The organism is Saccharothrix sp. HUAS TT1 (assembly GCF_040744945.1).
GTDB lineage: Bacteria > Actinomycetota > Actinomycetes > Mycobacteriales > Pseudonocardiaceae > Actinosynnema.
Window position 1 is genome coordinate 1,403,873 of sequence record NZ_CP160453.1, and the last position, 12,412, is coordinate 1,416,284.

Here is a 12,412-nt window from a genome sequence, read left to right on the forward strand (position 1 = left end):
GCCACCTGAATGTTTGAACGGACAACCAGTCTCGGATGGACGCGAGCGGCGCTCACCACCTACCGTCCGCAACCGTGGCCTCCTTCGACCAGCACGACGCCGCCTTCATCGCGGACCCGTACCCGGCGTTCGCCGCGATGCGCGCGCAGGGCGGGGTGCACTGGCACGAGGGGATGGGCATCGCGGTGGCGGTGTCGCACGGCGCGGCGTCGGCCGTGCTCCGGCACCGGTCGCTCGGCCGGATCTGGACCGACGCGGAGCCCGTCGACCGGTTCGCCTCGTTCAACCTGCTGCACCGCAACTCCATGCTGGAGAACGAGCCGCCGACGCACAGCAGGCTGCGCAGGCTGGTCGCCGCCGCGTTCGGCCGCGGTCACGTCGAGCGGCTGCGGCCGTGGATCGCCGACCTGGCCGACCGGCTGGTGGACGAGCTGGTGGCCAAGATCGGCTCCGAGGGCCAGGCCGACCTGCTGTCCCACGTCGCCGCCCCGCTGCCGGTCGAGGTGATCGCCGAACTGCTCGGCGTGCCCGCGAGCGACCGGCCGCTGCTCCAGCCGTGGTCGAACGCCATCGTGAAGATGTACGAGTACGGCCTGCCCGGGGACCGGCGGGCGGCAGCCGAGCACGCGGCCACCGAGTTCGTCGCCTACCTGCGGGAACTGGTCGCGCTGCGGCGCGCGTCGCCCGGCGCCGACCTGGTGTCCGACCTGGTGGCGGTGACCGGCGCGGACGGCGCGAAGCTGACCGAGGACGAGCTGGTGGCGACCGCCGTGCTGCTGCTCATGGCCGGTCACGAGGCCACCGTCAACGTCATCGGCAACGGCGTGCGGGCGTTGATGCTGCACCAGGACCAGTGGCGGCGGCTGGTGGCCGACCACTCCCTGCTGCCGACGGCGGTCGAGGAGCTGATCCGCTACGACTCGCCGCTGCAGCTGTTCGAGCGCACCGCGACCGAGCCCGTCACCATCGCCGGGTACGAGGTGGAGCCGGGCCGCAGGATCGCCGCGCTGCTCGGCGCGGCGGCCCGCGACCCGGAGGTCTTCACCGACCCGGACACCTTCGACATCACCCGCGACCCCAACCCGCACCTCGGGTTCGGCATGGGCATCCACTACTGCCTGGGCGCGCCCCTGGCCCGCATCGAGGTCCAGGCCGCCCTGTCCGCCCTGGTCCGCAAGCTGCCGACCGCCGAGCTGGCCGCCGAACCGCGGCGGCGGGCCGAGTTCGTCATGCGCGGCCTGCACGACCTGCCGCTGGCTGGGCGCTGACCCCGACCGGGCGCCCTTCCGCCAGTCGGTCAGGAGCCCCAGTGCCGCAGGAAGGACGACCACTGGACAGCGGGGAACGCGAGCGTCGCCGCGTCGGGGTTCTTCGAGTCCCGCACGGCCACCGCCGGTCCCGTGAACGCCACTTCGACGCAGTTGGCGTTGCTGGCGCCGTTGCTCCGGCTGCTCTTCCGCCACGACGCACCGGGGAAGTCCACTGTGGACACAGCCATCACCTTTCCCCCTCGGCCAGAACCCGTTCGATCAAGGCCACCGAAAGCTCCGTGCCCAGCGCCCGGGAGGCCACGAAATCGAACGTCAGTCTAGCCTCTTGCAGCTCCCGCTCCTCCTCGATGTGCAGCGCTCCGGTCAGGTACTCGATGTACAGCACCTCGGGTTCGTCCGATCCGGGGAAGCCCAGCAGCGTGAACGCGGTCACCATGCCGTCGACCACGCCCTGTTCGGCGGACACCAGTTGGATCGTCACGTTGGGCTGTTCGGCCATGTCGAGGAGGTGCGCCAGCTGCTCGTGCATGACCTCCCGGCCACCGACCATCTTGCGCAGCGCGGCTTCCTCGATGATCGCGTGCAGCCGCAGCGGATCTTCCCGGTCGGTCAGGCGCTCCTGGCGGATCTGCCGGACCCGGATGTCGTTCTCCAGCCAGCGCTTGGTCCGCTTCAGCCGGTGCGCCTCGAACACCGCACGCATGTAGCCGGAGGTCTGGAGCAGGCCGGGGATGATCGACGGCGACAGGTCGCGCACGTCGGACGCCTCGGTCTCGACGTCGATGTAGCCCTGGTTCTCGATGCCGTAGGTGGTCCACCAGCCGGGCTCGCGGGCCCTCAGCGCCTGGTCGAGGAGGTCGGGGTCGTACTGGTCGTAGAGGTCCATCATCGACTTGGCGAGGTGGACGTCCAGGATCGTCTCGCCCCTCTCCAACCGGTGCAGGGTGGACTTGGTGCGGTAGAGGGCACGGGCCGCCTCGTCCAGGGTCAGCTTGGCGCTGGTCCGCATCCGGGCGAGCTTGCGCCCCAGCCGACGGCGGCGGAACGGTGGCGGAGTGGGCACAGGGCAGCATGGTCCGGCGGGACGCGCGGATGCGGGAATCCCGCCCCGCTTCACCGCATCCGGTGGATCTCCCGGCGGGACAGTCGGTCCCGTGGAAGCGAACTTGTTCAGCCTGGTGGACGCGACCGACCGGAACCGGATCTTCGCCTGGGGGATGGAGGTCATCGAGGGGGACGCGACGAGCGCGATCGTCTACCGGCGCGATCCGGACACCGGCAGGACGTTCATCGGGCAGCACGCCTCGGCCGAGTCGGCCCTCGGTCGCTACGGCAGGCGCGTGCCCCTCGCGCTCGTCTGGGAGTACGAGGACGTCCTGGAGGCGTTCGGGATCGGCGAGGTCAGCGGGGCGAGCCCGACGACCGGACCGGGCGCAGGGTCGGCTCCGGGGCGTCCCTGACGTCGACCACCCGCATCCGGCGGATGGCGGCCACGTCGACCGGCAGCAGGAGGGTGGTGACGTGGCGGACCACGGCGGCCGTCAGGATGGCCACGGCGGCGGCCAGGAGGTCGGCCACGGCGTGCAGCAGCACGCCGTCCGCCAGCGCCTGGACACCGGCGCGGAAGCCCCAGGCCAGGGTGAAGGCCGAGAACAGGCCGGCCGCCGCCCACAGGCCCCACCACCAGCGGACGAGCTTGGACGGGGTCGGGCGGGTGGTGGCCGGTTCGCGCAGGGCGGCGTGCTCCAGCTCGGCCAGCACCGAGCCGGGCACGACCAGGTTGACGCCGGGGACCACCAGGCCGACCAGCACCTCCCGGTCGGTCCTGGACGGCCCGTAGCCCGCTTCGGCGGCGGCGGCGTTGCGGGCGCGGCGCAGCCAGAGCAGGGTGAAGACCAGGGCTGTCGCGGACGCCACGAACATCACCACCGACGACGCCACGACCATCGCGTCCGACACGCCGACCGTGGTGCCCGACATCGCCCCGTACCGGCTGAGCAGCAGCAGCACGTACCGCCACACCTCGCTGCCCGCCGCCCAGACGGCGGTCAGCCCGGCCAGCCCGAGGGCGTGGGACGCCGTGCGCGCCAGGCGCTGCACCTGGTCGACGCCGTCCACCGGCCGGTCGTCGTCCGTGGCCACGGACGTGGGCCAGCGCCACGCCAGCAGCGGGAAGCCCCAGCGCGGTGGCACCGGGTACGACGGCGGGCCGGTGTACGGCCGGCGCGGCGCGCCCTGGCGACGGTGCGGGTAGGCGCCGGGTGGCGGGGTCGCCACCCAGTCCACCCGCAGCGGTCGCAGCGCCATGTCAGATGACCTCGGGCTCCGCGCCGTCGACCTCGCCGACCAGCGGGCGGCCGGACGCGGCCCACACCTGCATGCCGCCGTCGACGTTGGTCGCCTCCCAGCCGTTGGCGTTCAGGTACTGCGTGACCCGCGCGGAACGGCCGCCGGCGCGGCACACGACGTAGAACTCGGAGTCGCCGGGCAGGTCGGCCAGCCGACCGGCCAGCTCGCTCATCGGGATGTGCACTGCGCCCGGGGCATGGCCCGCCGCCCACTCGTCGGCCTCGCGGACGTCGAGCAGCACCTTGCCCGCCGGCAGCTCCGCCGGCACCTCGGACACTTCAACGCTGGGAACGGTCACGGTGCCCATGCTGCCACGGGGGTCATAAACGGGGGATAAGGAGCACGCCGGCCGCCTCCCCGGGACGGGGTGACGGCCGGCGCGCGGCAGGAGCGGGGAGCGCGGCTAGTGGGCCACCGCCTTCTCGGCGCCGACGCCGGTGAGGGCGCGCACCTCCATCTCCGCGTACTTCTCCTTGTCGTTCTCCTTCGACATCACGGTGCCGATGTAGCCGAGGAGGAACGCGACCGGGATCGACACGATGCCCGGGTTGGACAGCGGGAACAGCGCGAAGTCGACGTCCTTGAACATCGAGGTCGGCTTGCCGGACACCGCGGGCGACAGCACGATCAGCGTGATCGTGACGGCGAGGCCGCCGTAGATGCTCCACAGCGCGCCGGAGGTGTTGAACCGCTTCCAGAACAGCGAGTACAGGATGGTCGGCAGGTTCGCCGACGCCGCCACCGCGAACGCCAGGGCCACCAGGAACGCGATGTTCTGGCCGTTGGCCGCGATGCCGCCGAGGATGGACACGATGCCGATCACGATCGCCGTCCGGCGCGCGACCTTGACCTCCGCGTCCTTGTCCTCCACCTCGCCCTTCTTGATGATGTTGGCGTAGATGTCGTGCGCGAACGACGCCGACGCGGTGATCGTCAGACCGGCCACCACGGCGAGGATCGTGGCGAACGCGACCGCCGCGATCAGGCCGAGCAGCAGCGGGCCGCCCAGCGCCTCGGCGAGCAGCGGGGCCGCCGAGTTGGCGCCACCCGGGGCCGCCCGGATCTTGTCCGCGCCGACCAGCGCGCCCGCGCCGTAGCCCAGGACCAGCGTGAACAGGTAGAACAGGCCGATCAGCCAGATCGCCCAGACCACCGAGCGGCGGGCTTCCTTGGCGGTCGGCACGGTGTAGAAGCGCATCAGGATGTGCGGCAGGCCGGCCGTGCCCAGCACCAGCGCGAGGGCCAGCGACAGGAAGTCCAGCTTCGACGTGCCGGTCGCGCCGTACTGCAGGCCGGGGCCGAGCAGCTTCTCGCCGGCCTTCGGCGCGGCGTCCACGGCCGCGCCGAGCAGCGAGGACAGGTTGAAGCCGAACTTGGCCAGCACCCACACCGTCATCACGCCGGCGCCGACGATGAGCAGCACGGCCTTGATGATCTGGACCCAGGTGGTGCCCTTCATGCCGCCGATGAGCACGTAGGCGATCATCAGGGCGCCGACCACCGCGATCACGACGGCCTGGCCGAACTTGCCGGTGATGCCGAGCAGCAGGGCGACCAGGCCGCCTGCGCCCGCCATCTGCGCCAGCAGGTAGAAGAACGACACGGCCATGGTGGACGTCGCCGCCGCGGCGCGCACCGGGCGCTGCCTCATCCGGAAGCTGAGCACGTCGCCCATCGTGTACTTGCCGGTGTTGCGCAGCAGCTCGGCCACCAGCAGCAGCGCGACCAGCCACGCGACCAGGAAGCCGATGGAGTACAGGAAGCCGTCGTAGCCGTTGAGCGCGATGGCGCCCGCGATGCCGAGGAACGACGCGGCGGACAGGTAGTCGCCCGCGATGGCGACGCCGTTCTGCGGGCCGGTGAACGCGCGGCCGGCGGCCAGGTAGTCGGCCGCCGTCTTGGTGTTGCGGCTGGCCCGGATGACGACGACCAGGGTGGCCGCGACGAAGAGTGCGAAGATCCCGATGTTGAGCAGGGCGCTGCCGTTCACGCGTGACCCCCTTCGAGCTCGTTGCGGAGCTTCTCCGCCTTGGGGTCGAGGTTCTTGTTCGCGTGCCGCACGTACAGCGTGGTGATGGCGAACGTCGAGACGAACTGCAGCAGGCCGAGGATCAGGCCCCAGTTGATGTTGCCGATGACCTTCGTCGACATGAACCCGTGTGCGTAATCGGCGAGGAGCACGTACAGCAGGTACCAGGCCAGGAAGAGGCCGGCCATGGGGAAGACGAAGCTCCGCAGCCGCCGGCGCAGCTCGCGGAAGTCCGGGCTCTCCTGCACTTCCACCCAGTTGTGATTGCCCGGGGCGTCGGCTGGGGTGTGCTGCTCAGAGGTGCTCACGGTCCCCTCCTCGCGTTCTTGACGACGGTGTGAACGGCACGTAAGTCCTCCTGGTGCGTTCCTGATACGCCGTGCACCGTAGGGAGACCTGGCTCACGCCTGAAAGACCTTTCGGGTGGTCCTGCGCTCAACAGTCGAGTGATGCGATGAGCGGTAGTAATGCTGAGACGAACAGCCACTCAGGTGATCGATATCACCGGTAACCGGATCGGTGCGCATTTCTTCACCCGTTCGAGACCTGCTCCCACTCTTAGCTACCACTGAGGAGGCCGAGCGGGGTCACCGCAGGTCATCGGGTGGCGACCCCTGGTGGCAACGCGGCGAAGTGGTCCAGACCCACGCCGGGAACCGACGCCGGGATGTGAGTCAGCTCACGATCAAGAGGTCGACGGCGCCGTTCCGCCGCGGTGCTTCCCGTCCGTCAGCCGGGCCTTCTCCTCGGCCGTCCCGAACCGCTGCACGTCGCGGTCGCGCATGAAGCCGAGCGGGTCCGGCGCGTGCAGCCGCAGCAGGATCTGGTTCACGTCGTCGGGCCTGCGGCGCGCGGTCAGCTTGCTGATCATCACCATGGTCAGGAACGCGGCCGGCACCGTCACCAGCGCCGGCTGGGAGAGCACCGACGGCGCCCACTGCCCGGTGTAGGAGCTGACCACCGTCACCGCCTGCGCCAGGATCACCATGCCGCCGCCGACCACCAGCCCGGCCACCGCGCCGACCCACGTCAGCCCGCGCCACCAGATGCCCAGCAGCAACAGGGGGCAGAACGTCGACGCGGCCAGCGCGAACGACATCGCCACCGTCAACGACGCGTCCGACCGCGGCAGCACGAGCGCCAGCCCGATCGCCACCGCGCCGGTCAGCACCGTCGCCCAGCGGAAGTCGCGCACCTTGCCCGGCAGGATGTCCGTCGACACCACCCCGGCCACCGACACGAGCAGCCCCGACGAGGTGGACAGGAACGCCGCGAACGCGCCCGCCGCGACGACCGCGCCCAGCACCTGGCCCAGCACGTTGGGCTGCATGGTGGTCGGCAGCAGCAGCACCGCCGCGTCGGTCTTCCCCGTCACCAGCAGCTGCGGCAGGTACTGGCGCGAGATCACGCCCAGCACGGTCGGGAAGAGGTAGAACAGCCCCAGCAGGTACAGCACGTGCAGCGCCGTGCGCCGCGCCGCCCGCCCGTCCGGGTTGGTGTAGAACCGCACCAGCACGTGCGGCAGGCCCATCGTGCCGAGGAACGTCGCGAAGATCAGCGAGTACGTCTCGAACAGCCCGGACAGCCCCTCGGTCTGCGGTCGCAGCCAGTCGTGGTTCGACGTCGGCGCGCCCTCGACCACCGGCACCGGCGACCCCGCGGTGAACCGCAGCTCGGTGTCCGCGCCGACCTCGTGCAGGCCGGGCGTCCAGTACACCGGCCCGGCCGCGGGCGCGCCGTTCACCGAACCGGTCGCGGACAGCCGCACGGCCACGTCGACCCGCACCCGCACCGGGTCGACCGTCGTCACCGCGACGTCCTCGGGGAACCGCAGCACGCCCGCGGAGTCCACCGGCTGCGCCCCGTTGCCCGGACCGGTCAGGAACAGCGCGAAGATCACGAACGTCGGCGCGGCGATGGCGAACAGCTTGCCCCAGTACTGGAACGCCTGCACCAGCGTGATCGCCCGCATCCCGCCGCCGAGGACGTTCACCGCGACGATCACCGCCACCACCACGAGCCCCAGCCACGCGGGCAGCCCGGTGATCGTGTGCAGCGTCAGCCCGGCCGACTGCAGCTGCGGCACCAGGTACAGCACGCCGATGCAGATCACGAAGAACGTGCAGTACTTCCGCAGCTTCGACGGCCCGAGCCGCGCCTCGGCGAAGTCCGGCAGGGTGTAGGCGCCGGACCGCCGCAGCGGCGCGGCCACGAACAGCATCACCGCCAGGTACCCGGCGGTGAAGCCGATCGGGTACCACAGCGCGTCGACGCCGTCCTTCAGCACGAGCCCGGCCACGCCGAGGAACGACGCGGCGGACAGGTACTCGCCGGAGATCGCGGCGGCGTTGCGGGTGGCCGGGACGCCGCGGCGGGCCACCAGGAAGTCCGGTGTCGTGTTCGCCCGGCGGGAGCCCACGTAGCCCAGCAGGAACGTCAGCACCGCCATCACGCCGACGAGCACGAGGCTCCAGGGGTTCTGGATCACCGGTCCACCGAGCTCACGAAGTCCTGCTCGTGCCTCTCGGCCAGTCTCCGGTAGGCGAAGCCGACGCCGTAGCAGAGCGGGAACGGCAGCAGCCCGAGCAGCAGCCACGGCAGCCGCACGCCGAGCAGCTGCACCTCCGACAGCGCCGGCAGCAGGTAGAACACCAGCGGCAGCAGCGCCAGCAGCAGCAGCGTGCTGCCGCCCAGCGCCATGCCGGTGCGGAACTGGGTCCGGATCAGGTCGCGGATCAGCTTCTCGCCGACGCTGGTCTGCTCCTCCAGCTCGATGATCGTGCGCAGCACCCGCCCGCGCCCGCGCGGGTCGGCCAGCACCACCCGCCGGCGGCGGTTCTTGCGCGCCGACACCGACAGCCAGGCGTCGCGTTCGGCCGGCTGCGGTTGGTCCGGTTGGCCGGGTGGGCCGGAGTGCTTGGTCATCCCCAACTGCTCTTGGGGGGCCGCACGATCCTCTCCTTCAGCTCGCGGGTGTGCCGCCTGCTGACCGGCAGCTCCTTCGCGCCCTCGCCCGAGCCGATCACCACCGCGTACCCGTTCGACGTCATCCGCAGCTCGGTCACCAGCGGCAGCGCCACCAGGAAGGAGCGGTGGATGCGGACGAAGCCCGCGTTCTCCCAGCGCTCCTCCAGCTGCGCCAGCGGGATGCGCACCAGGTGGCTCCCGCCGTCGCTGGTGTGCAGGCGCGCGTAGTCGCCCTGCGCTTCGACGTAGCGGACGGTGGCCCTCGGCACGAGCTTGATGGTGCCACCCAGCTCGACCGGGATCACCTCGTCGTCCTGCGGCTCCGCCGCGGCGGGCTCGGGGTTGACCGCCGGTGTCGCGGCGACCCGGTCGACCACGCGCGAGATCGCCTTGTTGACCCGGTCCTCGTTGATCGGCTTGGTCACGAAGTCGAGCGCGCCCACCTCGAACGCCACCACGGCCTCCGAGTGCTCGACGCCCGTCACGAACACCAGCGCCGGTGGCGCGCGGAACGCGCCGAGCACGCGCGCGAGGTCCGTGCCGCTCAGGCCGGGCATGTTGATGTCGGCGAACACGGCGTCGACCGGCGGCAGCCCGGCCCGGGTGCGGTCCATCACCTCGACGTCGTAGTCACCCCGGAGGATGCGCAGCGCCTCGGCCGCGTCGAAGGCCGTGAGCACGCGTCGGATGTGCGGGCTGCTCTCGAGCAGGTACTTGATCTCGCTCAGACCGGGCGCCTCGTCGTCCACCGCCAGGACGAGGAGGCCGGTGCCGTCCGCGCGACTGTTCACTGGGGTACTCACTGTGCCGCGCATCTTGCCGACCCGGCGGGGTCGCTGTCTACGCCGGTTGCCGGACGGCCGCGAGGCTGTGACCTCACAAGCCGAATCGCGACCAGCGCGCCCGCTCCTCCAGCGCCGCCAACCCCTCCAGCAGGAGATCGCCCGATCGGGTGGTCGCGCCGGCGAACCCGAGGCGGGCGAGCAGGGGTCGGCGCGGCTCGGCGACGGCGATCTCGGCGTCCGGGTAGCGCTTGGCGACGACGCCGCGCAGCGTGCCGATGCCGTCGACCAGCCCGAGCTCGACCGCCCGCGCGCCGGTCCACACCTCGCCGTTGAACAGCTCGTCGTCGGTCGCCTTGAGCTTCACGCCCCGGCGCTCCCTGACCCACTCCACGAACTGCTCGTGCAGCTGGACCTGCAGGCCCTTGAGCCACTCGACGTCCTCGGGCTTCTCCGGGCTGAACGGGTCGAGCCGGACCTTGTTGTCCCCGGCCGTGTGCACGCGGCGCTCGACGCCGTAGCGCTCGATCAGGCCGTTGAGGCCGAACCCGGCGCTGACCACGCCGATCGAGCCGACCAGCGACGTGCCGTGCGCGTAGACCTCGTCGCCCGCGCAGGCCAGCCAGTAGCCGCCGGAGGCGGCCAGGTCCTCGCAGAACGCCAGGACCGGCACCTTCTTCTTCGCGGCCAGCTCGCGGATGCGCTCGGCGACCAGGGCGGACTGGGTCGGCGCGCCGCCGGGCGAGTTGATCAGCAGGGCGACCGCGACCAGCCGGTCGTGCTCGAACGCGCGGGTCAGCGCGCTCTCCACGGTCTGCAGGCTGATGGCGTTGCGGGCCATCGGCGTCGGCGTCGGGGTGATGACGCCGTGCAGGCGGACGGCGGCCACGACGGGCCCGCGCTCGGTCCGCTCGCCGACGATCTTGGGCAGCCGGGCGGCGATCTTGTCCGTGACGCTCATGCCCTCGACCTTACGTGTGCCCGCGCGGTGAGCGCGCCCGGGAAGCGCGGCCGGCGCGGCTAATATCGAGCGGTGACGTTCAACCCGATCCGGTGGCTCGAACGCTACGTCGAGTGGTGGGACGACCGGGGCAGGCAGAACCCGGACGGCCCGCCCGCGATGCACGTCTACTGGATGTGGATCACCTGGGGCGTGTGCGCGGTCATGGTCGTCACCGTCCTGGCGGTCGCCGCGAGGTGACCCGGTCGGGTCACGCGCGGACGACGGGCTGCTCGGTGGTGTCCTCCAGCCGCGGCGGCACCAGCGGCAGGTTCGTCCGCACGCCCCGGCTGTACTTCGGGATCTTCAGGATGATCTTCATGCCCGCTTCCGGCGCGGTCTCGACGACCAGCGCGTAGTCGTCGCCGAAGACCGCCCGCATCCGGTGGTTGATGTTGCCGAGGCCGACGTGGGCGCCGGTCTGGTGGGCGTCCTTCAGGTCCTCGAACAGCCGGTCCGGGTCCATCCCGACGCCGTCGTCCTCGACCGAGATCAACGCCTCCGCGCCGTTGTCCTCGGCGATGATCGTGAGCAGCCCGCCGCCGGGCTTCTTGGCCAGGCCGTGCCGGACGGCGTTCTCCACCAGCGGTTGCAGCACCAGGAACGGCAGCACGACCTGGAGGACTTCGGGCGCGATCTTGAGCCGCACGTTCAGCCGGGCGCCGTACCGCGCCTGCTCGATGGTCAGGTAGCGGTGGATGTTGGTCAGCTCGTCGGCCAGCGTGGTGAAGAAGCCGTCGGTGCGGAACGAGTAGCGGGTGAACTCGGCGAACTCCTGCAGCAGCTCCCGCGCGTGCGCCGGGTCGGTGCGGATCAGCGACGAGATGGTGTTCAGCGCGTTGTAGACGAAGTGCGGCGAGATCTGCGCCCGCAGCGCCCGGACCTCGGCCTGCGCCAGCGCCTGCCGGGACTTCTGCAGCACCTCCAGCTCCAGCTGGGTGGAGACGAACCGCGCCGTCTCCTCGGCCATCCGGATCTGCCGCTTGTTCGCCACCCCGCTGATCACGATCAACGTGCCGGCGACGTCGTCCTCCACCACCAGCGGCACGATCACGGCGCTGTGCAGCGCGCACGGACCGGGCAGCTCGCAGTCCAGCTTGCGGTGCTCGACGTGCTCCTTGTGGCCCTCGCCGATGGCGCTCTCGACGTGGCCGCGCAGGAACTCGTAGTGGTCGTTGGCGCCGCCGTCCCAGGACAGCAGCGTGCCCTCGTGGTCGGTGATGCCGACCGCGACGCACCGCAGCATCTCCCGCAGGTGCGGCGTCGCCTTGTTCGCCGCCTCCTCGGTCAAGCCCTCGCGCAGGTCGGCCGACGCCTTGGACATGCGGTGCAGCATGTCCATCACGGCGTCCTCGACCGACGTGCTCACGCGGCGGGCGCGGCACAGCATCACGAAGAGGCCGAGGACGGCCAAGGTCGCGATGAGTCCGAGCACAGCGCGCTCGGTCAGGAGGTCCCGCACGGCGTCCATGCTGTGCCGTGGGGGCGGTCAAGGCAAGGGGATCGCCGTGGGGAGACGTGCACATCGGATGAATTGGGGGCAACCGTGGCAGATCGGCTACCCGAACGGGTGATCAACGGGTCAAAGGATCACTGAGAGTAGGTGCGACCCGATCACTCGGGCCGCACCGACGGCTCCGGCGCTCACCCCGCGTCAGCGCCGACCGCTCACCAGGCGCCCGGTCGCTCAACGGGCGCCGGTCGTGGACGTCGTGGTCTCCGTCGGGTCGCCCGACTTCTCGCACTCCAGCCTCTCCACCAGGTCTGCCAGGTCGGGGTGGTCCAGGAGGTCCAGCTCCTCCAGCACGCGGCAGATCGTCTTCGAGACCTGGTCCTGCGTCAGGTGCGGTTCGTCCCGCTCAGGCGCGGCGGCCGAGACGGCGATGTGCGAACCGGCGAACGTGGCCAGTCCCATGGTGACTCCGAGCAGCGCGGCGGCGATGCGCTGGTTCATGGCTCCTCCAGGTGGTCGGGCGGACACCTGGAGGCATTCCCCAGCCGGCCCTGATCAGCC

General features: G+C 71.2%; 15 protein-coding genes. 3 read left to right on the forward strand and 12 right to left on the reverse strand.

What is annotated here, in order from left to right; all coding sequences use genetic code 11:
- Positions 1-35: 35 nt before the first annotated feature.
- Positions 36-1,268: a cytochrome P450 gene (locus AB0F89_RS06895; RefSeq protein WP_367133701.1), complete on the forward strand. Its 1,233-nt coding sequence runs from the start codon at positions 36-38 to the stop codon at positions 1,266-1,268.
- A gap of 29 nt (positions 1,269-1,297) precedes the next feature.
- Here the strand turns inward: AB0F89_RS06895 and AB0F89_RS06900 are convergent, their stop codons facing one another.
- Positions 1,298-1,498, reverse strand: coding sequence for a DUF397 domain-containing protein (locus AB0F89_RS06900; RefSeq protein ID WP_367133703.1), 201 nt, complete (start codon positions 1,496-1,498; stop codon positions 1,298-1,300).
- Positions 1,498-2,334, reverse strand: a complete 837-nt coding sequence (locus AB0F89_RS06905) for a helix-turn-helix domain-containing protein (protein WP_367133705.1) — start codon at positions 2,332-2,334, stop codon at positions 1,498-1,500. Before AB0F89_RS06905 ends, AB0F89_RS06900 begins: the two co-directional genes overlap by 1 nt.
- Positions 2,335-2,425: 91 nt before the next feature.
- On the opposite strand from AB0F89_RS06905, the gene AB0F89_RS06910 reads away from it, so the two are divergent.
- Positions 2,426-2,731, forward strand: a complete 306-nt coding sequence (locus AB0F89_RS06910) for a hypothetical protein (RefSeq protein ID WP_367133707.1) — start codon at positions 2,426-2,428, stop codon at positions 2,729-2,731.
- Here the strand turns inward: AB0F89_RS06910 and AB0F89_RS06915 are convergent.
- The 8 genes from AB0F89_RS06915 to AB0F89_RS06950 all read right to left on the reverse strand — a co-directional run bounded on the left by AB0F89_RS06915 (position 2,673) and on the right by AB0F89_RS06950 (position 10,359).
- Positions 2,673-3,578 (reverse strand): DUF4328 domain-containing protein, encoded by a 906-nt coding sequence (locus tag AB0F89_RS06915; protein WP_367133709.1) that lies wholly within the window; start codon positions 3,576-3,578, stop codon positions 2,673-2,675. The genes AB0F89_RS06910 and AB0F89_RS06915 overlap by 59 nt on opposite strands.
- Before the next feature lies 1 nt (position 3,579).
- On the reverse strand, positions 3,580-3,927 hold the full coding sequence (locus AB0F89_RS06920; protein WP_367133711.1) for a rhodanese-like domain-containing protein: 348 nt from the start codon (positions 3,925-3,927) through the stop codon (positions 3,580-3,582).
- Positions 3,928-4,023: 96 nt separating this feature from the next.
- Positions 4,024-5,610, reverse strand: coding sequence for a cation acetate symporter (locus AB0F89_RS06925; RefSeq protein WP_367133713.1), 1,587 nt, complete (start codon positions 5,608-5,610; stop codon positions 4,024-4,026).
- Positions 5,607-5,957, reverse strand: coding sequence for a DUF485 domain-containing protein (locus tag AB0F89_RS06930; protein WP_367133715.1), 351 nt, complete (start codon positions 5,955-5,957; stop codon positions 5,607-5,609). Before AB0F89_RS06930 ends, AB0F89_RS06925 begins: the two co-directional genes overlap by 4 nt.
- A gap of 377 nt (positions 5,958-6,334) precedes the next feature.
- Positions 6,335-8,137, reverse strand: a complete 1,803-nt coding sequence (locus tag AB0F89_RS06935) for a cation acetate symporter (protein ID WP_367133717.1) — start codon at positions 8,135-8,137, stop codon at positions 6,335-6,337.
- Positions 8,134-8,574 carry a hypothetical protein gene (locus AB0F89_RS06940; protein ID WP_367133719.1) on the reverse strand — a complete coding sequence of 147 codons (441 nt, stop codon included), beginning with the start codon at positions 8,572-8,574 and terminating at the stop codon, positions 8,134-8,136. The genes AB0F89_RS06935 and AB0F89_RS06940 overlap by 4 nt, the downstream gene beginning before the upstream one ends.
- Entirely contained in the window at positions 8,571-9,431 is an 861-nt protein-coding gene (locus tag AB0F89_RS06945; protein WP_367133721.1) for a LytR/AlgR family response regulator transcription factor, read from the reverse strand. Before AB0F89_RS06945 ends, AB0F89_RS06940 begins: the two co-directional genes overlap by 4 nt.
- A gap of 61 nt (positions 9,432-9,492) precedes the next feature.
- Positions 9,493-10,359, reverse strand: a complete 867-nt coding sequence (locus tag AB0F89_RS06950; protein WP_367133723.1) for a S49 family peptidase — start codon at positions 10,357-10,359, stop codon at positions 9,493-9,495.
- Positions 10,360-10,431: 72 nt separating this feature from the next.
- Between AB0F89_RS06950 and AB0F89_RS06955 the strand changes: the two genes are divergently transcribed.
- Positions 10,432-10,599, forward strand: a complete 168-nt coding sequence (locus tag AB0F89_RS06955; protein WP_367133725.1) for a hypothetical protein — start codon at positions 10,432-10,434, stop codon at positions 10,597-10,599.
- 10 nt (positions 10,600-10,609) lie between these two features.
- On the opposite strand, the gene AB0F89_RS06960 is transcribed toward AB0F89_RS06955, so the two are convergent.
- Both AB0F89_RS06960 and AB0F89_RS06965 read right to left on the reverse strand, forming a co-directional pair.
- Positions 10,610-11,869, reverse strand: a complete 1,260-nt coding sequence (locus AB0F89_RS06960; RefSeq protein ID WP_367133727.1) for a sensor histidine kinase — start codon at positions 11,867-11,869, stop codon at positions 10,610-10,612.
- Positions 11,870-12,085: 216 nt separating this feature from the next.
- Positions 12,086-12,352 (reverse strand): hypothetical protein, encoded by a 267-nt coding sequence (locus AB0F89_RS06965; RefSeq protein WP_367133729.1) that lies wholly within the window; start codon positions 12,350-12,352, stop codon positions 12,086-12,088.
- Between the last annotated feature and the right edge of the window lie 60 nt (positions 12,353-12,412).